General features: G+C 62.3%; 22 protein-coding genes. 4 read left to right on the top strand and 18 right to left on the bottom strand.

Annotation, left to right across the window (positions count from 1 at the left end):
- Positions 1–67: 67 nt before the first annotated feature.
- The 8 genes from guaB to BACI9J_RS05985 form a co-directional block, all read right to left on the bottom strand.
- Complete coding sequence (guaB, locus tag BACI9J_RS06020) at positions 68–1,579, bottom strand: IMP dehydrogenase (protein WP_159733591.1); 1,512 nt, start codon at positions 1,577–1,579, stop codon at positions 68–70.
- A gap of 259 nt (positions 1,580–1,838) precedes the next feature.
- Positions 1,839–3,923, bottom strand: a complete 2,085-nt coding sequence (locus BACI9J_RS06015) for an acyltransferase family protein (protein ID WP_159733590.1) — start codon at positions 3,921–3,923, stop codon at positions 1,839–1,841.
- Positions 3,920–5,983 (bottom strand): acyltransferase family protein, encoded by a 2,064-nt coding sequence (locus tag BACI9J_RS06010; protein ID WP_159733589.1) that lies wholly within the window; start codon positions 5,981–5,983, stop codon positions 3,920–3,922. Before BACI9J_RS06010 ends, BACI9J_RS06015 begins: the two co-directional genes overlap by 4 nt.
- A 215-nt stretch (positions 5,984–6,198) precedes the next feature.
- Positions 6,199–7,296 carry a flavin-containing monooxygenase gene (locus tag BACI9J_RS06005; protein WP_159733588.1) on the bottom strand — a complete coding sequence of 366 codons (1,098 nt, stop codon included), beginning with the start codon at positions 7,294–7,296 and terminating at the stop codon, positions 6,199–6,201.
- A gap of 185 nt (positions 7,297–7,481) precedes the next feature.
- Positions 7,482–9,116 carry a response regulator transcription factor gene (locus BACI9J_RS06000; protein ID WP_159733587.1) on the bottom strand — a complete coding sequence of 545 codons (1,635 nt, stop codon included), beginning with the start codon at positions 9,114–9,116 and terminating at the stop codon, positions 7,482–7,484.
- Between the two features lie 175 nt (positions 9,117–9,291).
- Positions 9,292–10,917 (bottom strand): chaperonin GroEL, encoded by a 1,626-nt coding sequence (gene groL, locus BACI9J_RS05995; RefSeq protein ID WP_159733586.1) that lies wholly within the window; start codon positions 10,915–10,917, stop codon positions 9,292–9,294.
- A gap of 84 nt (positions 10,918–11,001) precedes the next feature.
- Positions 11,002–11,298 (bottom strand): co-chaperone GroES, encoded by a 297-nt coding sequence (groES, locus tag BACI9J_RS05990; RefSeq protein ID WP_011775524.1) that lies wholly within the window; start codon positions 11,296–11,298, stop codon positions 11,002–11,004.
- A 191-nt stretch (positions 11,299–11,489) separates the two neighbouring features.
- Entirely contained in the window at positions 11,490–11,852 is a 363-nt protein-coding gene (locus tag BACI9J_RS05985) for a hypothetical protein (protein WP_159733585.1), read from the bottom strand.
- A 67-nt stretch (positions 11,853–11,919) separates the two neighbouring features.
- On the opposite strand from BACI9J_RS05985, the gene BACI9J_RS05980 reads away from it, so the two are divergent.
- Positions 11,920–13,149, top strand: coding sequence for a class I SAM-dependent methyltransferase (locus BACI9J_RS05980; protein WP_159733584.1), 1,230 nt, complete (start codon positions 11,920–11,922; stop codon positions 13,147–13,149).
- 12 nt (positions 13,150–13,161) lie between these two features.
- On the opposite strand, the gene BACI9J_RS05975 is transcribed toward BACI9J_RS05980, so the two are convergent.
- From BACI9J_RS05975 to BACI9J_RS05965, 3 genes are read right to left on the bottom strand one after another with little or no spacing between them, the layout of a single operon-like run.
- On the bottom strand, positions 13,162–13,974 hold the full coding sequence (locus BACI9J_RS05975; protein ID WP_159733583.1) for a shikimate 5-dehydrogenase: 813 nt from the start codon (positions 13,972–13,974) through the stop codon (positions 13,162–13,164).
- A gap of 51 nt (positions 13,975–14,025) precedes the next feature.
- On the bottom strand, positions 14,026–14,148 hold the full coding sequence (gene ykgO, locus BACI9J_RS05970; RefSeq protein WP_159733582.1) for a type B 50S ribosomal protein L36: 123 nt from the start codon (positions 14,146–14,148) through the stop codon (positions 14,026–14,028).
- 48 nt (positions 14,149–14,196) lie between these two features.
- Positions 14,197–15,348, bottom strand: coding sequence for a GTP-binding protein (locus BACI9J_RS05965; RefSeq protein ID WP_159733581.1), 1,152 nt, complete (start codon positions 15,346–15,348; stop codon positions 14,197–14,199).
- A gap of 165 nt (positions 15,349–15,513) precedes the next feature.
- Here BACI9J_RS05965 and BACI9J_RS05960 point away from each other — a divergent pair, with 165 nt between their 5' ends.
- Positions 15,514–16,665, top strand: a complete 1,152-nt coding sequence (locus BACI9J_RS05960) for a glutamate--cysteine ligase (RefSeq protein ID WP_159733580.1) — start codon at positions 15,514–15,516, stop codon at positions 16,663–16,665.
- Between the two features lie 11 nt (positions 16,666–16,676).
- Here BACI9J_RS05960 and tsaD read toward each other — a convergent pair whose 3' ends face one another.
- Genes tsaD through BACI9J_RS05930 form a run of 6 tightly spaced genes read right to left on the bottom strand, consistent with a single transcriptional unit; the run spans position 16,677 to position 22,001 of the window.
- Positions 16,677–17,822, bottom strand: a complete 1,146-nt coding sequence (gene tsaD / locus BACI9J_RS05955) for a tRNA (adenosine(37)-N6)-threonylcarbamoyltransferase complex transferase subunit TsaD (protein ID WP_159733579.1) — start codon at positions 17,820–17,822, stop codon at positions 16,677–16,679.
- Positions 17,819–18,322, bottom strand: coding sequence for a ribosomal protein S18-alanine N-acetyltransferase (gene rimI / locus BACI9J_RS05950; protein ID WP_159733578.1), 504 nt, complete (start codon positions 18,320–18,322; stop codon positions 17,819–17,821). Before rimI ends, tsaD begins: the two co-directional genes overlap by 4 nt.
- A 13-nt stretch (positions 18,323–18,335) precedes the next feature.
- Positions 18,336–19,007 carry a tRNA (adenosine(37)-N6)-threonylcarbamoyltransferase complex dimerization subunit type 1 TsaB gene (gene tsaB / locus BACI9J_RS05945; protein ID WP_159733577.1) on the bottom strand — a complete coding sequence of 224 codons (672 nt, stop codon included), beginning with the start codon at positions 19,005–19,007 and terminating at the stop codon, positions 18,336–18,338.
- The gene (gene tsaE, locus BACI9J_RS05940) at positions 19,007–19,585 is read right to left on the bottom strand and encodes a tRNA (adenosine(37)-N6)-threonylcarbamoyltransferase complex ATPase subunit type 1 TsaE (protein WP_159733576.1); all 579 of its coding nucleotides are present in this window, start codon (positions 19,583–19,585) and stop codon (positions 19,007–19,009) included. The genes tsaB and tsaE overlap by 1 nt, the downstream gene beginning before the upstream one ends.
- Entirely contained in the window at positions 19,582–20,850 is a 1,269-nt protein-coding gene (alr, locus tag BACI9J_RS05935) for an alanine racemase (protein WP_159733575.1), read from the bottom strand. Before alr ends, tsaE begins: the two co-directional genes overlap by 4 nt.
- Before the next feature lie 56 nt (positions 20,851–20,906).
- Positions 20,907–22,001, bottom strand: a complete 1,095-nt coding sequence (locus tag BACI9J_RS05930) for a carbohydrate kinase family protein (protein ID WP_442858634.1) — start codon at positions 21,999–22,001, stop codon at positions 20,907–20,909.
- Between the two features lie 64 nt (positions 22,002–22,065).
- Between BACI9J_RS05930 and BACI9J_RS05925 the strand changes: the two genes are divergently transcribed.
- Positions 22,066–23,439: a 6-phospho-beta-glucosidase gene (locus BACI9J_RS05925; protein WP_159733573.1), complete on the top strand. Its 1,374-nt coding sequence runs from the start codon at positions 22,066–22,068 to the stop codon at positions 23,437–23,439.
- Here the strand turns inward: BACI9J_RS05925 and BACI9J_RS05920 are convergent.
- Positions 23,436–23,954, bottom strand: coding sequence for a GNAT family N-acetyltransferase (locus BACI9J_RS05920; protein WP_159733572.1), 519 nt, complete (start codon positions 23,952–23,954; stop codon positions 23,436–23,438). The genes BACI9J_RS05925 and BACI9J_RS05920 overlap by 4 nt on opposite strands.
- Before the next feature lie 110 nt (positions 23,955–24,064).
- Here BACI9J_RS05920 and mshA point away from each other — a divergent pair, with 110 nt between their 5' ends.
- Positions 24,065–25,309, top strand: a complete 1,245-nt coding sequence (gene mshA, locus BACI9J_RS05915; protein WP_159733571.1) for a D-inositol-3-phosphate glycosyltransferase — start codon at positions 24,065–24,067, stop codon at positions 25,307–25,309.
- Positions 25,310–25,353 lie beyond the last annotated feature (44 nt).

Genomic DNA, 25,353 nt, shown 5'->3' with positions numbered 1-25,353 from the left:
GCGTCTGGTTAAACAAGTGTTCCCCGTGGAAACTTCCACGGGGAACACTTGTTTAGCAGCTGATGGATCAGCGGGAACCGTAGTTGGGTGCCTCGACAGTCATCTGAATGTCATGCGGGTGGGATTCCTTGAGTCCCGCCGGGGTGATACGCACGAACTTGCCGCGTGCCTTCAGTTCCGGGATGGTGGGCGCGCCGGTGTAGAACATGGTCTGGCGGAGGCCGCCAACCAGCTGGTAAGCCACCGAAGCCAGCGGGCCTCGGAAGGCAACGCGGCCTTCAATGCCTTCGGGAATGAGCTTGTCATCTCCGGAGACGTCAGCCTGGAAGTAGCGGTCCTTGGAGTAGGACGTGTTCTTGCCGCGGGACTGCATGGCGCCAAGGGAGCCCATGCCACGGTAGCTCTTGAACTGCTTGCCGTTGACGAAGATGAGCTCGCCCGGGGACTCCTCACAGCCGGCAAGCAGGGATCCCAGCATCACGGTGTCAGCGCCGGCAACCAGTGCCTTGCCGATGTCACCCGAGTACTGGAGGCCGCCGTCGGCAATCAGCGGAACGCCGGCAGGGATCGCAGCCTTGGCAGATTCGTAAATGGCGGTAATCTGCGGGACACCCACACCGGCAACCACGCGGGTGGTGCAGATGGATCCGGGGCCTACGCCCACCTTGATGCCGTCAGCGCCGGCGTCGATCAGCGCCTGGGCACCTTCACGGGTGGCGGCCTGGCCGCCGATGATGTCCACGTGGGCAGCAATGGGATCGGACTTCAGGCGGCGGATCATGTCCAGCACGCCCTGGGAGTGTCCGTTGGCGGTGTCAACAAACAGTGCGTCCACGCCGGCGTCGATGAGCTTCATGGCCCGCTCCCAGCCATCGCCAAAGAAGCCGATTGCGGCACCCACGCGGAGGCGGCCTTCGTCGTCCTTGGTGGCCAACGGGTACTGCTCCGCCTTGGTGAAGTCCTTGGTGGTAATGAGGCCCTTGAGTCGGCCCTGCTCGTCCACGAGCGGAAGCTTCTCGATCTTGTTGGTAGCCAGCTTGTGGGACGCTTCCTCACGGCTGATGCCCACGTGACCGGTGATGAGCGGCATCTTGGTCATGGCGTCGCTGACGCTGCGCAGCGGGAATTCCGATTCCGGAATGAAGCGCGTATCGCGGTTGGTAACAATACCCAGCAGGCGTCCATCGGTGTCCACTACGGGAAGGCCGGAGACGCGGTAGCGGGAACACAGCTCGTCCAGTTCCTGCAACGTGGCCTGCGGGCCAATGGTCAGCGGGTTGGTGATCATGCCGGATTCGCTGCGCTTGACGCGATCAACATGCTCGGCCTGGTCATCGATGGAAAGGTTGCGGTGAACCACACCCAAACCACCCTGGCGGGCCATGGCGATGGCCATGCGGGACTCGGTCACGGTGTCCATTGCTGCTGAGAGCAGAGGTGTTTGGACGGAAATCCGCTTGGAAATGCGGGAAGACGTGTCGGCCTCGGACGGGATGACATCCGTGTGGCCGGGGAGCAACAGGACGTCGTCGTAGGTCAGGCCAACAAAGCCAAAGGGGTCGTGTTCGGGCTGGGTCATGAGTGTGCGCCTCTTACCTGGGTTCCGGGGGCTTAACTGGTAGGGGTTGCAACTGATGACCAGCCCGTCATTACGGGACTGGCCTGTGCATTAAGGTACCTGTGCAAAAGTCACCTGTGCAGAAGGTATTGGATAAATACTAGAACCTCCGCGCCGATCGCCATATTCCGCGAGGCCCGAGTGTGAGCAACGGCACTGGCGGCAACAACGCCGGCGGCAGGACGGCGTCGTACGTTCGCCCCGCCCTGCGTCGCTGAACCTAAGCGGCGGACCAACCGGTAGCGGCCAGCAGCCGCTCTTCAAACATGGGAATCATGGTCTGCACGTAGGTCTTGGACAGGTGGTTATCGTCCTTGTAGACATAAACATTTCCCACCACCGCCGGACACGTGCCTTGCTCGCAGATGAAGTCGCTCATGTCCATCAAATAGAGCCCCTCCACCTTGCCGAGGTAGTCATCCAAGGGTGAGGACTCAGCCAATGATTGTTCAAGCGGCACGTTGCAGTCCGGGGAGTCCTTGCCCTTTTTCTGGACGCACTCAGGCATGTTGAAACTGAACCGAGGGTTGTCCCGGACGCCCACGACGTCAATTCCCAGGTCCGTGAACGGCTTGATACCCTCCAGGTACCCCGGCACTTCGGTCTCAAAAGGCGCGTCCACGTGCGTCAGCGACGCCACCGTGAACACGGCGTCGGGTTTGTGCTCCAGAACGTAGGCAGAACTCGCCCTGTTGAACTCGTTGCAGAACTCCGGGCGCTCGGGCGATTGGGCGCCAAACCGGCAACCACCCTTGAGCAACGTCACCACTTCCCAGCCGTGCTGCTTGGCAATCGGGCCGAGGGCAGCCATGTACTGCTGGGAGTGGGAGTCGCCCAACACAACAATCCTCTTGGTAATTACCTCGGGTTCCTCATTTTGCAGGCATCCCTCCAGCACCGGATCTGTAGGAACGTTGTCCCCCGTGCACGCCCCGTCCACGTTGGCCCACTCGTCCTTCATGGCCGCCGGTGCCGGGATGATCAGCGCTTCTTCGCTCGGCTCACCGGCGTAGTCGGGGGCCAGCGCTGCCGCACCGGGCGTCAGTTCGTGAGGCTGACCCGCGATTGCTGCCGCTTCCGCGGTGATGGCGCTTTGCCATGCGGAGACCGGTAACGCCAACAACGCACCGCAGGAGACAATCACGACGGCGGCCCGCCAGGACGGCACGTCCGGCCACTTCCAGCTGCGCAGGGGAACTTCGACGAACCTCGTGGTGGCTACCGCCAGCAGCAAGGAAACCGCCATGATTCCCAAGCCTTCCAGGAGGCTGGGCACGGTGGCACTTGAGGCAAGAAGGAAGAACACCAACACCGGCCAGTGCCACAAGTAGAGTGCGTATGAATTGTCTCCAAGCATGACCAGCGGGCGCGAACTCAAGAGACGATCCGCGCCGAAGCGGCTTCCGCTGTGACCGGCCACAATAACTGCGGCCGCCGCGAGGGTGGGCCACAGAGCTACGAAACCCGGGAAGGAACGGTCCACCGGGAGTACCAACCCGCAAGCGAGCATTGCCGCAATACCGGCCCAGCCCAGCACAACGCGGACCCGGCGTCCCGGCTTCAGGTACGGGATCGCCAAGGCCAGGAGGGAACCCAAAGCGAACTCCCACAGGCGGGCACGGGTGTCAAAGTAGGCGTAGGCCTGATTGGTGGCTGTCTGCTCAATGGAGAACTTCAGCGATGCCACAAAGACCGCACCGAAAGCGATAAACAGCAGTTGCCTGTGACCCATGGCTTTACGCTGTGGAAACAGCCGGGCCAGCAGCGGCTGCAGAAGGGCAACTCCGGCGAAGATCAGCGGCCACAGAATAAACACCTGGCCCTGGACTGACAGCGACCAAAAATGTTGGAGGGGACTGGCGTCCACATGCTGCTGGGCGTAGTAGTCCACCGCAAAGGCGGCAAGCTGCCAGTTTTGCCGGTACATCAGCGAGGCCCACGCCTCAGTCAGGACATCAGGCCACCGGCTCTGCGGGATGAGCGCCCAGGTGCCTGCAAGGATGGCAAGCAGGACCACCACGACGGCGGGCAACAGGCGTTTGAACACGTGGAGCCAGTGCCTCAGCAACCTCAGTGGCTTGCCACTTTCGAGCTTGCGGGTGAAGGACAACGTCAGCAGGAAGGCCGAGATCAGCAGAAAGACGTCCACGCCGCCGGAAACCTTGCCCAGCCAGATATGGTAGGCCGCAACCATCAGCACCGCCAGGGCACGCAGGCCCTGCACTTCGGGACGGAAGCCCGGCTTGGACCGGGGCTCCGGCTTATCTGCAGAAATGGCCGGCGCGTCGGTACGTGACTCCATCATCGCTGCCACCCTGTCGCGGCAAACCACCTTTCATCCAGCATCCCTGCCATGCTCTTGACGTAGGTTTTGGTCAAGTGGTTGTCATCGAGGTAGACGAACGTGTTACCGATGATCGGGGGGCAGTAGAGTCCCACGCAGATCAGGTCAGTCATATCCAGCAAGGAAAGATTCTGGAACTTACCCGTCACAGCATCAAACGGGCTGGGTTCGGCCAGGACATCAGCCTTGAGCGGACGGCAATCCGGGCTATCCACGCCTTTGGCGAGGGCGCAATCCGTCAGGCTGTAGCTAAACCGCGGGTTGTCCCGCACTGCCACTACCTGAATGCCCAGCCCGGTGACCTCGGGAACGAGCTCCTCAAAACCGTGGGTCAGCCTTTCATCCGGCAAGGAGGAAACAGCCGCGGTACCCACCATGAACACTGCGTCCGGCGCATGCTCGCGTATATGGCTGCGGACTTCACTGTTGAACTCATTGCAGCCCGGCTCGGACTCGGGATCTTCGGTCATGAAGGGGCACGCCCCGTACAGCAGGGAGTAGAGGCGCCAATGGTGTTGCTCCGCCAAAACTTCCATGGCGGCAAGCCACTGCTGGGAATGGGAGCTGCCTACTACGAGGACCGTCTTGGTGGCATCGGCTCCCACCTTGTTCTGCTTGCAATTGTCCTGCAGCAGTTGCGATTCAGGTTTGGTATCACCCGAGCATCCGTCGGGCAGATTGGCCCAGTCACGCCCAATCCTCTCCGCGGTGGGTTGGGTGAGGGCATTCGGAGCCACTTCGTTGACATAGGTGGGCAGGAGCGACTTGGCACCGGGGTTATCGAAGACCATCCGTGCCTCGGCAGCTTGCTGGTCCAGGTCCAAACGGTATTGGAAAGCCATGAGGGGCGCGGACACCACGGCCAGGCACGCCACGATCGCTATGACCGAGCGGCGGCGCTTTACCTCCGGCCACTTCCACTCCCGGAACGGCTTCTCCACGAACGTGGTGGTCAGGAAAGCCAGGACGAGCGATAACGCAATGATGGCCGTACCGGAAAGCCAGCCGGCGTGATCCTTGCCGCTCCAAGCCAGGGCGATCACCAGGATAGGCCAGTGCCAGAGGTAGAGGGCGTAAGAGTTGTCACCGAGCCGGACCAGGAATTTGGAACTCAGGATCCGGTCCACACCGAGACGGCTCCCCGTCTGGCCTGCCGCGATCACGGCCACTGCAGCCAGCGTTGGCCACAAAGCGACGAATCCGGGAAATGCCGTCTGTACCTGCAGCAGTATCCCGCAGCTGAGCATCGCGGCCACCCCAACCCAGCCCATCACAATACGGACAGGTTTGGAAAAGTTCTGGGCGGGCAGGATCAGTGCCACCAAGGTGCCCAGGGCAAACTCCCATAAACGGGCAAAGGTATCGAAGTACGCCACCGCCTGGTTGCTGGCAGTGAAGATGATGGAGTAAACGAATGAGACCAGGAAGATGATCGCGAAGACGTACACCAGCGTGGCACGGTAGCGGAGGGCGAAGCGGCGGCACACCAGCGCTGCGGTGGCGAAGATGATGGGCCACAGAATGAACACTTGCCCCTGGATGGACAGAGACCAGAAGTGCTGTACAGGGCTGGCCATGCTGTGGTCAGTGGCGTAATAGTCCACCGCCAGGTCCTGCAACAGCCGGTTTTCAAAGTAGAACAGCGAGGCCCAGGTCTGCTGGACGATCTCAAACCAGCGCGTGGCCGGCAGGAAAATGAAGGTTGCCGCGAGCGTTGACACCAGCACCACGACGACGGCGGGCAGCAGCCGCCTGAACAAGTGCAGCCAGTGGCGCACAAGATCCATGGGGCGGCCTTGTTTGTACCGTCCGGTGAACTGGAGTGTCATCAGGAAGGCTGAGATCAGGAGGAAGACATCTACACCTCCGGAGACCCTGCCGATCCAGATGTGGTAGCTCACCACCATGAGGACGGCCAAGGACCGAAGGCCTTGTATTTCGGGGCGGAACTTGGATTTCGCAACGGGTCCGGAAGCCCGCCTACCGTGGTGGGCAGGGGCTGGAATCGTTGGCGTAGTCACGGTAGGCAGTTCCTCAGAGCGGTGGCACAAAGCATCAATATTACGCGTTTTCAGTCGCGCAACCCATGTGGGAGAGTGTCCCTGGCCGCCATCCGAAGCCCCATCAGCACAGGTCCAGCCATACATTGTGCCACCCGAACCTGTGCGTGACCTGTGCTGATGCTCCTTTAGTCCATCAACGTCGCCGCCCGGCACAATCTCCCGAACGTGAGCTATTACACCTTGATCAGGCCGCTGGAACGCTGCGCCATAACCTGTCCGGCGAGGAACCGGGCGTCCCGGCAGGTTCCCGGCAGTGTTGCCGACGCCGCCGAGAACAGGAACTCCTGGCCAATGAAGTACAGGCCCGGGACACTATTGGCCACTCCCCTGGTTTGCTGCGGTTCACCGTGGTCATCAAAGGCCGGCAGCTTCACCCACGAGTAATCCTCGTGATAGCCAGTGCACCAGATGATGTTGGCCACCTCCAGCCGCTGTCCGTCTTCCAGGACGGGGAGGCCATCCTGAACACCAGCCAGCCTGGGATTGAGTTGGACACCAGCGGCGGCCAGGTCCTTGCTCTTGGTGCGGATCAGCGGGGCAGCCATGGCCTTGAACTTAGGGGCCGCTTTCCGTCCCATAGGTGTGTTGAGGTTGAGGATGTACAAGCCCAGGAACCGGACCAGGGGCAGGGCGAAACGTGCAGCAGTCCGGCCATGCCGCATGGGCATCTCGGAACTGGGCTTACCCGCAAGAAGGGTGGGACGGAAACGGGCAGTTTCAAGGGCGATCTCCGCTCCGGAATTTCCCAGCCCCACCACCAGTACAGGACCTTCCTTCAACTGGCCCGGGTTCTTGTAGTCCTGCGAATGCAGTTGCCGGATGCCAGGATCCAGCTCCCCTGCGAAGGCAGGCACCTTGGGGATACGGTGGCCACCCGTGGCAATCACCACATTCTTGCTTTTCCATTCACGGTCACCCGCCCGGAGCAGAAATGTTTCACCGTCCCGGCTGATGTCCTCCACGTCTACGCCGGGGACGTAAGGAAGGTCAAAGCGGCGAACATAATCCTCCAGGTAGTCAGCCAATTGATCCTTGGTAGGAAAAGCCAGGGGGTCGCCAGGGAAAGGGGAACCGGGAAGACCGTCATACTTGGCGGGCGTGAAGAGCCGCAGGGAGTCCCAGCGTTGGCGCCATGCAGCCCCTGGCCTTTGATGCTGGTCCAGAATGAGGAAATTCCTCCCTTGCCTGGACAACCAGTACCCGAGTGCGAGCCCCGCCTGGCCACCTCCCACAATCACGGTGTCAACCTCCGCAGTGCTGTTAATGGACATCATCGTCTCCTATCCCGCTAGCCGTGGATCACTGAACTGCCCGGTGATCTGAACTGTGCAGTGATCTGAACTGTGCAGTGACCTGATAAGAGCAACGCTAGGAGCCCGGACACCGGGGCCGCATCGGTCAAATGGGCCACTCGTACCCGGGGGCATGGGTATTTCTGCGCAGCAGCAGTGGGTCTTCAGCGAATCAATCCGTGTTCGAAGGCGTAGCCGGTTGCGGCAGACCGGGACGGCACGGCGAGCTTTGAGAGGATGTTGCTCACATGCCTGGCTACCGTCTTCTCACTGAGGTAGAGCTCCCGGGCAATGGTCCTGTTGGCATGCCCGCCGGCCACGAGCCGGAGCACTTCCAGTTCGCGCTCAGTCAACGGGGAACCACCTTTGTTCTTCTCGCCAGTGAGTTCCAAAACCTCTGCAACCGCCGGGGTCGCCCCCAGATCCGCGAACTCGGCTTTGGCAGCCTCGAACTCCATGGCGGCAGAATCGGGATCGCCCAATAATGCGCACGCACGTCCGGCAAGTACCCGGCAGCGGGCAGCCTCGTAGGGAGCTTCGAGGCTGTACCAAATCCGCCACGCCCTTCTCGACTCCCTCAGGGCGGCTTGCGGTTGGGCTTCGGCCAACAGCACCTGCGCAGCTGCGTGGGCAGCCATGGCCAGTTCGAGCGGCCGGCCGTCCTCGTGAGTTGGTTCGGACAATTCATTCAGCGCAAACCTGGCAGCAGCCATGTCTCCGGCGGCAAGTTCAACCTCGACGACGGTTGGCAGCAGGCGACGACGGTTGATTGAGTCGGCACCTGCCATGGCCCGGCGCAACGTGGCTTGCGCCTGGGCCGTTTTGTGCTCCGCCAGCTCAAGCAGTGCAATGCCGGGGACGGGCTCGAACCCGGTTCCGGCGGCCGTAGCGTATGCCTTGGTTGCTTCCTCCACGAAACCCTGCAAGCGGAATACCTCGCCCTGCTGATACCAGGATCCGAACGTTGCATCCGGATCGCCCTTCCGAACCCTGCCTTCGGCGGCGCGTGCCACAGCCAAGGCCTCCTCCCACGCGCCATGGAGGATCAGGAGTTCGGCGCGGTAAGCCTGGCACTGTCCACTGAACATCACCATGTCCGGGCGATCACCACACCAGCGTTCCAAGGCTGCGGTCCATTCGTGGGCGCGGCGGACATCATTTGAAAGACGGCAACTGCCCAGGACCGCACAAAAGATGATGCCCGCCGGGATGGGAGAGACTTCACCAGCGGTGACGGAAACCATCACTTCATCCAGGAGCTCCAACCCTTCTTCCACTTGCCCAAGGGAAACGTGGGACGTGCCGATGCCAAGCCGGGCCATGGCCTGGAGGTCTTTGTCGTCGAAGGTGGTACCCAGCTCCAATGCCCTGGAGAACAGTCCCTGCCCGACCTCAGGGGCTCCGCTGCGCAACAACCCCAAGGCAGCCGGGATAAGGAGGTACCCCTCGGCTGCACAAGGACCTGGCATCCCCTCCAGCAAGTGCTTGGCGCGGGACAACCACCCATTGCCACGGGCGGGCTCGCCCATGTCCTTCAGGAACATGACCAACCACGCCGCACACCTGGCGGCGCTGTCGATGTCTCCCATGGTGAGGAATTCGTCGTGCGCCCTGGCCAGATACTCAATGCTTTGGGTATTCAAGCCAAGCAGCATGGCCACTGATGCGGCCAATTCGATGTCCTGCGGAGGCAGTCCGCCCTCGGAATCGGCGCGTGTGAGGCACTCAAGGGCATCACGCCAACGACGCTCGTGGAATGCCGAGCGTCCCAAATCCAAGTCTGTATCCGGAACTGACATGGCTCACCTTGCGGACCCGGGAACAGACCGGTTGGCGCACCCAAGCCGCCCTAGTAGCGTCAGGTTACCGCCGCCGTCGTACGCTCACAATAGCTTCGCGACACCTGACGGACACGTCCCGGAAAACAACAGAAGCCCCGGTCAAAATGACCGGGGCTTCCGTGGAACGGCGGCCTTAGTGCTGGTGGCCTGCGTGTGCGTCTTCTTCTTCAGCCGGCTTCTCAGCAACCAGGGTCTCGGTGGTGAGAACCAGGGCAGCGATCGAAGCGGCGTTACGGAGTGCCGAGCGGGTGACCTTGACGGGGTCGATCACGCCGGCGGCGATCAGGTCCTCGTACTCGCCGGACTTGGCGTTGAAGCCGTGGTTGGCTTCCAGCTCGGAAACCTTGGCAACAACAACGAAGCCATCGAAGCCGGCGTTTTGGGCGATCCAGCGCAGGGGCTGAACCAGGGCGCGGCGGACGATGCCCACAGCTGCTGCAGCGTCACCCTCCAGTGCCTTGACGGCCGGGGACTCGTCCAGTGCCTTCAGGGCGTGGATAAGAGCGGAACCGCCACCGGAAACGATGCCTTCTTCAAGGGCTGCACGCGTGGAGGAAACTGCGTCCTCAATGCGGTGCTTCTTTTCCTTCAGCTCAACCTCGGTGGCTGCGCCAACCTTGATCACGCCGATGCCGCCTGCCAGCTTGGCCAGGCGTTCCTGCAGCTTTTCCTTGTCCCAGTCGGAGTCCGTCCGGGTGAGCTCAGCGCGAAGCTGTGCAACGCGGTCTGCAACGCGGTCTGCAACGTCCTCAGCCGTTCCGGCACCGTCAACAATGGTGGTGTTGTCCTTGGTTACCGTGATGCGGCGTGCGGTACCAAGTACCTCCAGGCCAACGGTGTCCAGGCTCAGGCCGAGATCCGGGGAAACAACCTGCGCGCCCGTGAGCGTGGCAATGTCCTGGAGCATGGCCTTGCGGCGGTCGCCGAAGCCCGGAGCCTTGACGGCAACAACGTTGAGCGTGCCGCGGATGCGGTTGACGATCAGCGTGGACAGGGCTTCGCCTTCAATGTCTTCAGCAATGATGAAGAGCGGCTTGTTGGCCTGGAGGGCCTTCTCCAGCAGCGGCAGGAAGTCCTGCAGCGAGGAGATCTTGCCCTGGTTGATCAGGATAAGGGCGTCTTCAAGGACGGCTTCCTGGCGCTCAGCGTCGGTGACGAAGTACGGGGAAAGGTAGCCCTTGTCGAACTGCATGCCCTCGGTGAGGACCAGTTCGGTCTGGGTGGTGGAGGATTCTTCGATGGTGATGACACCATCCTTGCCAACCTTGCCGAACGCTTCGGCCAGCAGTTCGCCAACCTCGTCGCTTTGCGCGGAGATGGCTGCGACGCTGGCAACCTGGGTGCCTTCGACTTCGCGGGCATTCTCCAGGAGGCGGGCTGCGACGGCTTCAACGGAAACCTCGATGCCGCGCTTGATTTCGCCCGGGGCGGCGCCGGCAGCAACGTTGCGCAGGCCTTCCTTGACCAGGGCCTGTGCCAGCACGGTAGCCGTGGTGGTGCCGTCGCCTGCGACGTCGTTGGTCTTGGTTGCTACTTCCTTGGCCAGCTGTGCGCCGAGGTTCTCGTAGGGGTCATCAAGCTCAACTTCGCGGGCGATTGTCACGCCGTCGTTGGTGATCGTGGGAGCGCCCCACTTCTTGTCCAGCACGACGTTGCGGCCGCGCGGGCCAAGCGTCACCTTGACAGTGTTGGCGAGCTTGTCGATACCGGCCTCAAGAGACCGGCGGGCAGCATCGTTAAAAGCAAGCTGCTTTGCCATGGTTGTGTCCTTTCAAGACAGAAAACCCGCACCGCTGACGGCTGGAATGATTCCAACGCGACGGCGGTGCGGGGCTCCGGGAAGTTACTTTACGACGATCGCAAGGACGTCGCGGGCGGACAGAACGAGGTACTCGTTGCCGCCGGTCTTGACTTCGGTTCCACCGTACTTGGAGTAGATGACGACGTCGCCAACAGCTACGTCAACCGGTACGCGGTTTCCGTTGTCATCGAAGCGGCCGGGGCCGATTGCAACAACTTCGCCTTCCTGCGGCTTCTCCTGTGCGGAGTCCGGAATGACCAGGCCGGAAGCCGTGGTCTGCTCTGCTTCGAGCGGGCGAACAACAATACGATCCTCAAGAGGCTTAATCGAGACCGACACTCGGACTCTCCTTTTCATGAGCTGATTCATGGACTAAGAACTAGGGTGCCGGAGCGTACATCCGTCGTCGCGGTGCCGGAAGACGCTTGGCGTGATTAGCACCCTCCGGAGGAGAGTGCTAACAAGACTCTATGTAAGCGTTAGCACTCGGTCAAGGCGAGTGCCAGCATTTCGTCATGGGTGAACGTTCCTCACCTGCCGGTGAGGTCCTCCAGATCGTAGTCTTCGCCGTCGTCATCCTCGTCCAGCGGACTGTTGCCTCGCTTCAGGTACAGCAGCACGGCGGCGGCAACTGCTACGACGCCGGAGATCACCAACGTGATGATTCCGCCGGCCCTGGCGCCGCTGTACAGTTCGCGGATACCCCTCGCTTCATCAGTGGCATCGTTAACGCTTTTGCCGGCTACCGAATAGGTTGCGGCATTGAAGGAATCCAACGCGAAGATGATGATCAGCAGGCCGATGCAGACCAACGCGATCACAACCCCGGCTATGAGGGCGGGGCGCGCGAACTTCATCAGGGTGGAGGGGTGTGGTGCTGCGTTGTCTTCCATGAAAACAACCCTATCCGGCTGATTCGCCGGTCATGTTCCCAAGCGCCGCGCCGTTAGGCTTGATCCCATGCCTCACGCACCGCAGGAACAGATTGCCCCCTTGCTGACTACTGAAGGATGGGAGCTTCTTGCCTCACTGGGACCCTACCGGGAGGCCGACTCATTCAGCGTCAATGCCCACCTCCGAAAGGCGGGGCACTCCCCTGAACTCGTAGCCGCGGTCCTCACGCAATCGCGGCTGAGGACACGGGCAGAGGCCAAGTTCGGCGAGTTTGCCCGGCAGATGTTGTTCACTCAAGCCGGCTTGGAGCAGGCCACGCGGTTGAACGTCGCCGCCCGGCATGCCGAGCGTTTCGCGAAGGCCGGCATCTCCCATGTTGCAGACCTCGGCTGCGGCCTTGGTGCGGATTCCATGGCGATGGCTTCCATGGATATTTCCGTGACCGCCGTGGAAATGGATGAGACCACTGCCGCCTGCGCCACCATCAACCTCATGCCTTTTCCGCATGCCACTGTGGTGCACTCCGACGCAACGTCCGTGGATCTGGAGGGGATCGACGGCGTGTGGCTGGATCCCGCCCGACGAACCACTTCCACATCAGGAACCAAGCGGATCTGGGACCCCGAGGCTTTCTCTCCACCGTTGTCCTTCGTGGAGCGCCTGGCGGCTACAGGCCGGGCCATCGGCGTCAAAATGGGCCCCGGCATCCCCCATGAATCCGTGCCATCAGGCTGCGAAGCCCAGTGGGTTTCGGTAGGCGGCGATGTTACCGAGGTGACCCTGTGGTTCAACGGAGTCTCCCGCCCCGGTGTGCGTCGGGCCGCACTGGTGATTGGCAGCCAGGGCGCGGCCGAAATCACCAGCAGTGAAGACTTCGACGGCGGCCCGGTAGCCGGCGTCGGGCCCGTTGAGGGTTACCTCTACGAACCCGACGGCGCAGTGATCCGCGCAGGACTGGTAGCCGACGTCGCTGAACGGCTGGACGGGCACCTCGTGGACGAGCACATTGCCTATATCTGCGCTCCCCAGCTGCACGACACCCCGTTCGCCCGCGCCTACAAGGTGCTTGAGGTGATGCCCTACAACGTCAAGGCGCTCAAGTCGTGGGTGAAGGTCAACAACATTACCGTGCTTGATATCAAGAAGCGCGGAACTGCCGTGACTCCGGAAGAGCTGCGGAAACAACTGCTGCCCGCCAAACCCGCAAAAGGCATGGATACGAAAACGGCCACCCTGGTCCTCACCAGGATCGGCGAGGAAAGAGTGGCCATAGTCGTGGAGCCTGTAACTTCCTAACGTCCGGCAACCCTAGCGGCGCGAAAACTCCGAGGCTTCGCGGACCTGCTCAGGGCTGGGGCGCACGCCGGTATATAGGACAAACTGTTCCTCGGCTTGGATGGCAATGACCTCCGCGCCCGTGATCACCTTCTTGTCCGCCTTTCGGGCAGCGCTGATCAGCGGCGTCTCCGACGGCAACGCCACGACGTCGAACACCACCTGTGCTGCGGCAATGGTGGCGTCATCAAAGGACTGGGCCGTCTCATCCGCGCCCGCCATTCCCAGTGGAGTGACATTGATGATGAGGTCCGCGGTTGAACCGTTGACGTCGTTCTGCCAGTCCAAGCCGTAGAGATCTGCAAGGGCACGGCCGGTGTTCTCATTGCGGGCCACGATTGTCACTGCGGTGAACCCGGCGTCCCGCAGTGCTGCGGCAACAGCCTTGGCCATGCCGCCGGCACCACGGAGCAGCACCGTGTGGCTGTTGGGAACCTGGTGGTCCTGCAAGAGCCGGGCAATGGCGATGTAGTCCGTGTTGTAGGCCGTGAGGACGCCGTCATTGTTGACGATGGTGTTCACCGAATCAATGGCTTTGGCCGACGGGTCCATCACGTCAACCAACGGAATGACAGCTTCCTTGTACGGCATGGACACCGCGGCGCCCCGGATGGGGAGGCCGCGGATGCCCGCCACTGCAAGGCCGATGTCCGCGGGGGCGAATGCCTTGTAGACAAAGTTCAGGCCAAGCAGATCGTACAAATAGTTATGGAACCTGGTCCCGATATTGCTGGGCCGGGCCGCAAGCGAAATGCACAGGGACATGTCTTTGTTCAGGATGGGCATTCCCCCATTAAACAACGCCCTTTCAGCGCTGCCGTCTGCGGACTGCCGGGTTTAGCCCTGGCGCGCCTTCATCCGTGGGTTGTTCTTGTTGATAACAAAGGTGCGCCCCCGCCTGCGGACAATCTGGGCTCCGGGGATCTTCTTGAGGGCACGCAGCGAATTCCTGATCTTCATGGTGTTTCTCCTTTGCGTTGGGTGTTTGGCCTGGATGATGTTGCTGGTTCAGAGGGCGTCGCTGAGCTCCAAGGGATCATCCCAGACGCCGGGATCCTGTTTCATCTCTGCTTCGGTCAGTTGGCAACCGTCCAAAAGCTCACTGAATTCCTGCTGATCAATGTCTTCGGCCCGTCCAGTGATAGCCAGGACAGTACCGCGGTCGCCATGGCTGGAGTGCCAGTCGAGGAGCGAGTCCACGTCCGCACCCGCCTTTCCGGGGCGAGCAAGATCCGGCACGGATTCAACGCAGTCCGCCAACCACTTCCCGGTGCTTTCGAGCCACACACGGGGCCCGATTCCTTGGACGGCGATCCTCGTTGTGGGCGCTGATGCGATCCAGAGCCGGCCCCGCAGCCAGTGCGTTCCGGCCGCCAGATGAGGAAGGGCCTCGCGGAAGCGTCCAGGGTGCAACGGACGGACGGCCTTGTGGAGCACCGTCCGGTAGGAACCGTCCGCTTCGCTGACGGGCACACGCACGACGCCGGGCCGGTTGCGGGCCGCTGCCTCGGCGTCATCGAAGCATCCCGGCCGGTAGTCCTCAGCCGCGCCCACAACGCTTGCATGGGGGGCCAACTCTCCCAGCAATTCAACGCCCAGCAGCCACTGCGCGCTGCCTTCGCGAGGGTCACCAGTAAGGACCGCACCCAGGCCAGGGTGGACCATCACGGTGTCCACCTGCCCGAACTCACCGATCAGAAATTCTCCGCTGGTTCGTTCATCGGTGGGCATGGACGTAAATCCGGACTCAAACAGCGTGTGACGGTCCCAGACATGGTCCTCCAGATCTACCGGGTCCAGCGCAAATATGGCGTTGTCGATCACCGCAGGCCGGCTGAGGCCATGCCGAAGCTCTGTAACGGCCATTGCCGCGGCAACTCCGGGCGGAAGGCCAAGGACAACGTGGTCGAATCCGCAGGAGGCGAGGCGCTCCGCCGTCGGGACTACATCCAACCTGACGGTGCAGCTGAGGCAACCATGCTCCAATACCGTGGTTTCGCGCTCGAACAACAGGCCGTTCCGATGGACCCGGCGTAACACCAGGGAGCCGTCCAACAGGTCGTGAAGGACCACTGCGGAATTCTGGTGGCTTTGACCAAGCCTCACCGCAGCGGACTCGCGGCATTGGCTGTCCAGGGAACTGAGGACCGTAAGATGCATGCATCGATTCTATTGAGAAGCGTTCTCAATAGCAAATGACGGAGGTTTTCCTTTAAAGGACCGCAGCAGAAACCTCCGTTCCGGCTGCATTAGACTTGATCCGACCGCTGGCGGCCCCACAGCGGGGAACCGTGTCCGGCTGAGACCAAATAATGAGGGGACTACGTGCAGATTGATTTTGCGCCATCCAGGCAATCGACACTGGGTGTGGAATGGGAGTTGGCGCTCGTCAATGCACGCACCGGGGAATTAGTATCAGTGGCCAACGACGTCCTCAAGGGCGTCGCCGCGAACCACCCCGACCTCAATGAGGACGACGAACACCCCCATATCAAGCGCGAACTGCTCCTCAACACGGTGGAACTGGTCACAGGGATCTGCGAGACCGTCAAGGATGCCAAGGAAGACCTCAGCCGCTCCCTGGCAGCGGTACGCGAAGTCACCGATCCCATGGGCGTGGAAGTGTTCTGCGCAGGCAGCCACCCGTTCAGCCCTCCCCTGCTCCAGCCCGTCACGGACAAGGAGCGCTACGCCAAGCTGATCGAGCGGACCCAATGGTGGGGACGCCAAATGGTCATCTACGGCGTTCACGTCCATGTGGGCATCGACCGCAGGGACAAGGTCCTCCCCATCCTGGACGGCCTGGTCAACTACTTCCCGCACTTCCAGGCTCTGTCCGCCTCCAGCCCTTACTGGGCCGGGGAAGAAACCGGCTACGCGTCCCAGCGTGCGCTCATGTTCCAACAGCTTCCCACCGCAGGCTTGCCCTTCCAGTTCGACAGCTGGGAGGCCTATGAGTCCTACGTCCAGGACATGTTCACCACCGGCGTGATCGATGCGACGTCGGAAATCCGTTGGGACATCCGGCCCGTCTCCAACCTGGGCACCATTGAGATGCGCATCTGCGACGGCCTGGCCACTCTTGAAGAAGTAGGAGCCATCGCAGCGCTGACCCAATGCCTGGTGGACGAGTTCTCTTCCATCCTTGACGCAGGCGGCAGCATCCCCACCATGCCTCCCTGGCATGTGCAGGAGAACAAGTGGCGTGCAGCACGCTACGGCATGGAAGCCATCATCATTCTCGACGCCGAGGGCAACGAGCAACTGGTCACAGAACACCTCGCCGAGACCGTGGCGCGGCTTGAACCCGTTGCGGCCAAGCTCGGTTGCTCCGAAGAACTGGCAGACGTCCTGAAAATCATCGAGCGCGGAGCAAGCTACCAGCGCCAGCGCCGCGTCGCCGCAGAACATAACGGCGATCTTCAGGCCGTCGTCATGGACCTCGTGCAGCAGATGCGCAAGGGGCCTGACGCGTAGTTGGTGCTGCGCTAGGCAGGCACTGACACCGTAGTTACGGGCATGGACGAGTCCGGCGCGAACCGCACACCGCTGGGAGCAATGCCGGCCATGATCAGCTGAGCTCCGAGCGCGGCAACCATGGCCCCGTTATCCGTGCAGAGGTTCAACGGTGGAACGTGCAGCGTGATTCCAGCAGAGGTACAGCGCTGCCCGGTCAATTCCCTGAGGCGCGAGTTCGCTGCAACGCCGCCACCAAGCAGGACATCCGTGATGCCATGCTCCTTGCAGGCCAGGACCGCCTTTGAACTGATGACGTCCACCACGGCTTCCTGGAACGCTGCGGCGATGTCCGCCACGGGGACTTCCTCGCCGCGGGCTTCGAACTGCTCCACGCACCGGGCCACGGCAGTCTTGAGGCCGCTGAAGGACCAGTCATAGCGGTGCGGGCCTTTTTCCTCTGCAGTACCCATGTATTTGGGTTGAGTGAGGCCCCGGGGGAAGCGGATGGACTTGGGATTTCCCTGGCGCGCCAACTTATCGATTGCAGGGCCGCCCGGGTATCCGAGGCCAAGAATGCGGGCCACTTTGTCGTAGGCTTCACCGGCGGCGTCGTCAATGGTTGAACCCAAGAGCTCTACATCGTCCGTGATGCTCCGGATGCGCAGGATTTCCGTATGCCCGCCCGATACCAGCAGTGCTCCGAGGTTCTCCGGCAGCCTGCCGGCACCCAAGCCGGCGGCAGCACCGGCGTCGGGCTTGCGGCTGGACCCTGGATTGCCGTCCAGCAGCCCCACGCCAACATGCGCCACCAGATGGTTGATCGCGTACAGCGGCTTGCCCGTGGCAACGGCCAAGGCTTTGGCGGCGCAGACACCCACCATAAGGGCACCCGCCAGGCCAGGACCGGATGTCACGGCAATGGCGTCGATGTCCTCCAAAGTGACACCGGCCTCCTGCAGAGACTCCTGCAAAGTGGGCACAAAAGCGTCCAAGTGCGCGCGCGACGCGATTTCCGGGATAACACCGCCAAAGCGAACATGCTCCTCCATGGACGAGGACACTGTGTTGGTCAGCAGGGTGGTTCCACGCACAATTCCCACACCGGTCTCATCACAGGAGGACTCGATGCCCAGCACCAGCGGCTGCTTTGACTGTTCCGGATACTGCCCGCTCACGCCGTGGCTCCTTCATTGGACTGTGGTTTGTTCAGTTCGAGCCGCATGATCAGGGCGTCGGTACCGTCCCGGTAATAGCGGGGACGGACGTGGATCTGTTCGAAGCCGAACCTCAAATACAGTTGCTGGGCGCGGGGGTTGTCCGCCCGGACCTCCAGCAGGACGTCCGCAGCACGGCGGCGCCGCGCTTCATCAATCAGTTCGGTCAGGACAGCGGATCCAATGCCCTTACCCTCGAATTCAGGCACGACGGCGATCGTCTGGACATCCGCGATCGGCTCGATGCACATCAATCCGGCATAAGCCACAATCTCCCCGCCGACCTCTGCCACCACGTAACGCCGGGTCTCGGGCTGGGCAAGCTCGTCGAAGAACATCTGCAACGGCCAGGCATCCACAGGGAACAACCGGCGCTCCAACGTCTCCACTGCCGGGATGTCGGCCTCGGTCATCTCACGCAGGGAGACACCGGCGAGTTCCAGTTTGGGTGAAAGTTTCACAGTGTCCCTCCCATCACAATGCGCGCTTTCTTGGCCCGGGCACCTGTGCGTCCGATTCGCGCAGGTACAGCGGGGTGGAGTCCAACAAGGCCTGGCCGGCGGTGAGCTTGGCCAAAGCGAACTGACCCAGCGAGGCGGCATCCGGTTGGGTCTGCGCGAAGTCTTCATTGGCTGTGAGGACTTCGGAGTACAAGCCTGCGCCCGCCCCGAAAACCGGCAAGTCCGGAAGTTCGGAGGCGAAGCCCACATGGGGGCCCTCCACGAGCTCCGGAAGCCGCCCGTCAGCCAAAGTGTACCGGGCCCAGTAGACCTCTTTGCGTCGGGCATCTGTGGCCACCAGGAAATCGGGGGCGGCAGCCGTTGACTCCGCCACTTCCAAGGCGATGGCATCCAGGCTCATAAGCCCGTACAAGGGCTTGTTCCACACGAAAGCCAAGGTACGGGCAGTCGCAATGCCGGAGCGGAGTCCGGTGAAGGGTCCCGGCCCCACACCGGTGACGATCGCGTCTATGTCTGCACCCGTGACGCCCGCACCTGCCAAAAGCTTTTCAATCCCGGGGGCAAGGACTTCGGCGTGGCTACGGGTGTCCTCCGTAGCGAAAGAGTCCACCACGCTTTCCATGGCATCGTCCGAAATCAACGCAGCGCTGGCAACCGCCGACGTATCAATGGCCAGGAGCAGCATTAATGACCTTCCACTTCAGATGTTGTTTCAAAAACCTGCGGCGCTTCCACCCAGCGGGGACCGAACCCACGGAAAACGATGGTGCGGGGTTCGTCGTCGTCATCAATATCGAAATCCAAGACCACCCCGTCTGCGGGGGGCGGCGCAATGTCCCCACCAACAGACCTGTGCAGGTCAACTTCCAGGCGGCTGTCCGAGAGGTGCTCCACCCGGTCCCGGCCCCACTCCACCACGGTGACGGCCGTGTCCATGGTGTTCTCAAGATCGATGTCGTCGATCTCTGCGGCCGAGTCCAGCCGGTACGCGTCAACATGGACAAGATCCGGACCGCCGGGCCTGGGACCATCAGGAAGATTGGGGTGGATCCGCACAAGGACGAACGTTGGCGAAATGATGCCCGCACGGACCCCCAGGCCCTCGCCGAGGCCCTGGGTGAACGTCGTCTTGCCGGCACCCAGCTCACCGGTCAGGACCAGGAGATCCCCGGCCTCAAGCACCCCGCCCACAGCTGCTGCGAGCGCATGGGTCTGCTCCGCCGTCGTGACCGTAAGCGTGCGCTCCCATTGGGCTTCGCTCACAGCACTGCCGTCCCGGCTGCGTTTTTGGCGTCGGCAGCTTTGGCGTCTGCGGTGGTGTCCGCGCTGGAGGGCTTTTCGTTGACATAGCTACGCGGGACCCGGGGGCTGATGCGCGTCACAATTTCATAGTTGTTGGTTCCCGCTGCGGCTGCCCAATCATCTGCGGTGGGGCCACCGTCGGCACCGTTGCCGAACATGAGAGCCTCGGCGCCTTTGAGGCCGGCCGCCGCTTCCGGGGACAACGGTCCCAGGTCGATGACCATCTGGTCCATGGCAATCCGGCCAACCACCGGGTAGGTGATGCCGTTCACCCGCACGGGACCCCCAGTGGCAATCCTTGGGACGCCGTCCGCATAACCCAGCGGCACCAGGCCCAGGGTGCTTTCTTCGCTGGTCCGGTAATTGAGCCCGTACGAAACGCCTTGGCCTTGGGGGACTTTTTTGCAGTTGGACAGGAGTGTCCGCACCGTCATGGCCGGACGCAGGCCAAGTTCGGCTGAGGTTGCCCCTTCGAAGGGGGAGAGTCCGTAGATGCCCAGGCCCACACGGACGAGGTCAAAGTGGGAATCCGGGCGGGATATTGCTGCCGGCGTGTTGGCTATGTGGCGGACCTCGGTATCCACTCCGGCATCCTCAGCCATGGCGATCGCTTCACGGAACACGGCCAGTTGGTCATCTGTTTCCGGGCGTTGCGGTTCATCCGCTACTGCGAGGTGGGAGAAAATCCCCACTACCCTGAGGAGGCCCTGATCCTGGTATTCCATGGCCTGACCCAAGAGTTGGTCCCAGTCGGCCATGGTGCAGCCGTTGCGCCCCAGCCCGGTATCCACCTTGAGATGTACGCGTGCGGGCCGCTCTTGTTCCCGCGCTGCTGCCACTACCGCTTCGAGCTCCCAGCCGGAGATGCCGACGTCGATTCCGGCAGCGACCGCAGCTTGGAAGTTGCTTTCGCGGGTGTGCAGCCAGGCGAGCAGCGGGGCATCCACTCCGGCGGCGCGTAAGGCGAGCGCCTCAGAAATGTGCGCGACCCCGAGCCAGGCCGCTCCGGCGTCGAGGGCTGCACGGGCAACCTGCACGGCGCCGTGTCCGTAAGCATCCGCCTTCACCACGGCCATTACAGCAGCCGGAGAGGCGATGCCTACGAACTGACGAACGTTGTGCCGCACAGCGTCGAGGTCGATCACGGCGGAGCGCTCCAGCACCGCTGACTTTGCTATGGAGGCCCTTGACCCGATCCCGATATCTGCAGCTGCTTCGTAAGTCACCCTAGAGATTCTAGTGCTGTCAGTGAACTCGGGTTAACTGCGGGGCACTGCTCCGGCTATTGAGCATCGGACAAGTGTGCGATGGTGGCCCTGGCTCGTCGTTGGGCTTCGGCAGGGATGTCCTTCACGATCGGTTCCAGGAAGGCGAAGCGCCGCAACCATTGACTGGACTGACGCTCCTTCCGTGCATTGGCCCGTTGCCACCAGTCGGCGATGTCACCCCACCCCGGTGCAGCCAATGAGCCTCCCACCTCCTGGACCGCCAGGGAAGCGCAAAGGTTCGCGAACCGGAGCCGGTCCCCCAGCCTCCACCCTGCAAGGCATCCCACAATGAAGGCAGCTCCGAAACAGTCCCCGGCACCTGTGGGATCAGAGGCTGCTACGGGCAGGGATGGAACCCATTCTTCTTCCCCAGTTTCAGAGTCCACTGCCACCGCGCCTTGGGGGCCAAGGGTTACCACGGCCACCGGAACACGGTCAGCCAGCGAATACAACGCCGCCCACGGGTCGGCTTTACCGGTGAACGCCATCGCCTCGGGAGCGTTGGGCAGGAAGGCGTAGAAGTTCGCCAATTGGTCAAGGCGACGCTCGGACCACTCCCCTGTGGGGTCCCAGCCCACCACGCCAAAGAGTTTGGTGCCTGAATCCTTCGCTGCGAGCATCCACGGTTCGAGTTCCTCGCCTAAACCAGCGACGGCGGCGAGCGCCTTGGGTGGCTTGCCGATCAGTTCCGAGGAACTGATCGGGGCGGGGTGCCCATGGGTGACCATGGAGCGGTCCTGGTTCACGCACATGGATACAGTCACCGGTGAGTGCCAGCCGGGAACTCTCTGTGAGAGGGAGAGGTCAACATGCTCCTGGCTTTCCAGGATCTGCCAGTTGTAATCCCCGTAGCCGTCGTCCCCGAACGTTGCCGCGAGGTTGGTTCGCAAGCCGAGCCTCGCTGCCGCAATGGCTTGGTTGGCTACGCCGCCGGGGCAGCTGCCCATGCCTTCGCTCCACACTTCCGTGCCGGGCTCGGGTGCGTGCGGGAGTCCGGTGAAGATGATGTCCTGGAAAACCGTTCCTGTGAGGAGGAGGTCACACCGTTGGTCCCCGTCCGACCGCAAAGCAGCCAGGGGGTCGAATCGTCGCTGGGGCATTGCGTCCATGCACGGCAGACTACGCTGCACGTACTGGGCTGCATAGTGTTGCGGGCCTGCATAGACTCGGACCATGCGGCTCATGATCGCCGGTGGCGGCGGATTCCGGGTTCCCCTCGTGTACAGGGCTTTGTGCGAGGGCCCATTCGCGGGTTTGGTGGACGAGCTTGTGCTCTTCGACGTGGATGAATTACGGCTCGCCGCCATTGAGGCAGTGCTCCGGGATATGCCAACCGCCCACGGGCCTGCGCCCGTCGTCGTGGTTTCTACGGACCTTGGGCAGGCGCTCACGGGGACAGACATGGTGTTCGCGGCGATCCGCCCCGGTGGTACTGCGGGGAGGATCGCGGACGAACAGATTCCCTTGGAGCTGGGGTTGCTCGGCCAGGAGACCACCGGCGCCGGAGGCATCTCGTATGCACTGCGCTCCATTCCCCGGATGCTGGACCTCGCCGAGGCCATGCGTCGCCATTGTCCTGAGGCGTGGCTCATCAACTTCACCAATCCTGCTGGCATGGTTACCGAGGCTCTGGTCCCGGTAATGGGGCGCCGGGTGATCGGCATCTGCGATTCTGCGGGGGGCTTGGTCCAGCGTGCTGCCCGCGCTGCCGGGGCGCCCCTTAAAGAAGGAAGGCTCGACGGCGTGGGCTACTACGGGCTGAACCACCTGGGCTGGCTTTACCGCTTGGCCCCTGAGGGGCGGGATCTACTACCGGCCCTCCTGTCCGATCACGCTGCTCTTGAGACCATTGAGGAAGGCCGCTTGTTCGGGCAACACACACTGCTTCAACTCCGTTGCCTGCCTAACGAATATCTTTATTACTACTACCAAACCCCGCAGGCCACCGAGGCAATCGGACATCAACGGCAAACCCGTGGAGCGTCCATCCATGGCCAGCAACAGTCGCTGTACCCGTCGCTTCTTCAGGATGCGCACCCCTATGAGCTCTGGGATTCCGCACGACGTTCCCGTGAGGAGGGCTACCTGGCCGAGGCCAGGACCCATGGCGAGCAGCGGGACGAGTCCGATCTCGCAGGCGGCGGCTACGAACGCGTTGCGCTCTCCGTCATGCGTGCGCTTTCCGGCGGCGGGACCGCCCAATTGATCCTCAATGTGCCCAACTCACCGGTGTCACTTGCCGGGCCCACTGCCGGGGCGGCGGTGCCAGGCCTGCCCGGGGACGCCGTCGTCGAGGTTCCTTGTGAGGTAACGCCCGACGGCGCGTTGCCGCTCGCGCAGGAACGGCCGGAGGGTCGGTTCCTGACTCTGATGCAGCACGTCAAGGAGGTGGAGCGACTGACTATCCGCGCTGTGGTTTCCGGCGAGCGCGAAGCCGCTGTCCGAGCGTTCGCCGCGCATCCGTTGGTGGGTTCACTCCCCCTGGGCAGGCAACTACTGGCAGGGTATGAGGCCGCTTTCCCCGAATTAACCCAACTGTGGTCCTAAAGCTTTCTGTACATCACGTGAAGGCCCACGTAGCCGATCTCCGGGTGGTTGAAAGCTTCCGGTACCGTGGCCAGAATGGTGAAACCCATGGACTGCCACAACCACACGGCGCGCACGTTGCTCTCCACCACGGCGTTGTATTGCATTGCACGGAAGCCTGCTGCCTTGGCTTCGCTCAAGGAGTAGGCGCAGAGGGCCCGTGCAATGCCCTGGCCCGAGTGGTTGGCCCCCACCATGTAACCGGCGTTGGCAACATGGCTTCCGCCACCGGCTTGGTTGGCGTGAAACTCCCCCGTTCCCAGGATCCCGCCAGTATCGCGGGCCACCGCTACGAAAGTTTGGCCGGGAGCTTCTTTGATCCACTTCGTCCTGGCTGTTTCTTCGCTGGTGTCGCGGTCCCAGGTGAAGGTCTCGCCCTCTCGGATCACGGGCTCAAGAATCGACCACATACCGGGCCAGTCCTGCGGTGTTGCCTTACGGATGTCAAAGGATTGTTCTTCGCTCACAGCGGCCACGCTAGCAGCCTTGTCCACATAGCGGAGTTCGCCCGGCCCGTTACCCAACGGCAGGAGTAGTGTTTTCTGCAGGGCAAAAATGACTTTGCTGTGATCTTGAGGAGGACCGGGTGCCGTTGATCCGTCGTGTGGCGTTCCTGTCGTTACACACCTCCCCCATGGAGCAGCCGGGCGCAGGAGACGCCGGCGGAATGAACGTCTATGTCCGCGCCCTGGCCATGGCACTTGCTGAAAATGGCGTTGAGGTGGAGATCTTCACGCGATCCACCAAAGCCGGTCAACCCGCAGTCGAACATCCGGGCCCCGGCGTCTGCGTCCATAACGTCATGGCAGGGCCACGCCGCAAACTACCCAAAGAAGAGTTGCCGGCGCTTCTGCACCACATGGTGGAGGAAATCGACAAAATCCGCCACCAACAGCTCCACGGCCGCTATGACGCCATCCACTCGCATTACTGGGTTTCCGGGGTGGCCGGGCTCGAGTTGTCAGAACTCTGGGGGGTCCCGCTGATCCACACCATGCACACCATGGCCAAGGTCAAAAACCTCGTGTTGGAATCCGGTGAACGGCCCGAGCCGCGCCGCCGGGAAGACGGCGAACAACGGATTGTGGACGGTGCCTCCAGACTGATTGCCAATACTCCTGCCGAAGCGGAGGAGCTGGTTTCCCACTATGGAGCGGACCTGGACAGGATCGACGTCGCACCGCCCGGAGTGGACCTCAAAGTGTTCACGCCATCGTTCCGGCGGAAGTCCCGTGCCTTGCGGGGCGTCAGGCCGGACAGCTTCCACATTCTCTTTGCCGGCAGGATCCAGCGGCTCAAAGGGCCCCAGGTGTTCGTTAAGGCCGCCGGAATCCTACGCAAACGCCGGCCGGACATTGATTTGGAGATGACCATCCTGGGATCCCTCAGCGGGGCAAAAGACTTCAACCTCCAACACATCATTGAGGACGCCGGGCTGGCCGACGTCGTCACTCACAGGCCGCCTGTTGTGGCACCGGAGCTGGCAAGCTGGTTCCGTTCCGCAGACGTGGTGGTAATGCCCTCCTTCAGCGAGTCCTTCGGCCTGGTGGCTTTGGAAGCACAGGCGTGCGGTACCCCCGTGGTGGCCACCAACGTTGGTGGTCTCTCCCGCGCTATCTCGGACGGGCGAACCGGCATGCTGGTGGACGGACATGATCCCTCCGACTGGGCAGATGCCCTGGAGGATCTTTACGACGACGTCCAAACGCGCGAGGACATGGGCAGGCTCGCCGCCACCCATGCCGAGTCCTTCGGCTGGCAAAGGACCGCGGCCATCACCTTGGAAAGCTACCGTGAGGCTGTAGGCGGCCTGTTGGTCCCCGGGCGCTGAGTCTTCGCTTGTATACGCTCCCGGACTGATAGATTGTGCCGCAC

The organism is Arthrobacter sp. 9V, from assembly GCF_902506065.1.
Lineage (GTDB): Bacteria > Actinomycetota > Actinomycetes > Actinomycetales > Micrococcaceae > Arthrobacter.
Note: the sequence above shows the minus strand (reverse complement) of the source record. Positions and strands in the feature narration are given on the sequence as shown.

Bases quoted from the DNA above. Each gene is read 5' to 3' on its own strand.
- guaB (WP_159733591.1), bottom strand. From the start codon at position 1,579: ATGACCCAGCCCGAACACGACCCCTTTGGCTTTGTTGGCCTGACCTAC.
- BACI9J_RS06015 (WP_159733590.1), bottom strand. From the start codon at position 3,923: ATGATGGAGTCACGTACCGACGCGCCGGCCATTTCTGCAGATAAGCCG.
- BACI9J_RS06005 (WP_159733588.1), bottom strand. From the start codon at position 7,296: ATGTCCATTAACAGCACTGCGGAGGTTGACACCGTGATTGTGGGAGGT.
- BACI9J_RS06000 (WP_159733587.1), bottom strand. From the start codon at position 9,116: ATGTCAGTTCCGGATACAGACTTGGATTTGGGACGCTCGGCATTCCAC.
- groL (WP_159733586.1), bottom strand. From the start codon at position 10,917: ATGGCAAAGCAGCTTGCTTTTAACGATGCTGCCCGCCGGTCTCTTGAG.
- BACI9J_RS05985 (WP_159733585.1), bottom strand. From the start codon at position 11,852: ATGGAAGACAACGCAGCACCACACCCCTCCACCCTGATGAAGTTCGCG.
- BACI9J_RS05980 (WP_159733584.1), top strand. From the start codon at position 11,920: ATGCCTCACGCACCGCAGGAACAGATTGCCCCCTTGCTGACTACTGAA.
- BACI9J_RS05975 (WP_159733583.1), bottom strand. From the start codon at position 13,974: ATGCCCATCCTGAACAAAGACATGTCCCTGTGCATTTCGCTTGCGGCC.
- ykgO (WP_159733582.1), bottom strand. From the start codon at position 14,148: ATGAAGATCAGGAATTCGCTGCGTGCCCTCAAGAAGATCCCCGGAGCC.
- BACI9J_RS05965 (WP_159733581.1), bottom strand. From the start codon at position 15,348: ATGCATCTTACGGTCCTCAGTTCCCTGGACAGCCAATGCCGCGAGTCC.
- tsaB (WP_159733577.1), bottom strand. From the start codon at position 19,007: ATGCTGCTCCTGGCCATTGATACGTCGGCGGTTGCCAGCGCTGCGTTG.
- BACI9J_RS05930 (WP_442858634.1), bottom strand. From the start codon at position 22,001: ATGGACGCAATGCCCCAGCGACGATTCGACCCCCTGGCTGCTTTGCGG.
- BACI9J_RS05925 (WP_159733573.1), top strand. From the start codon at position 22,066: ATGCGGCTCATGATCGCCGGTGGCGGCGGATTCCGGGTTCCCCTCGTG.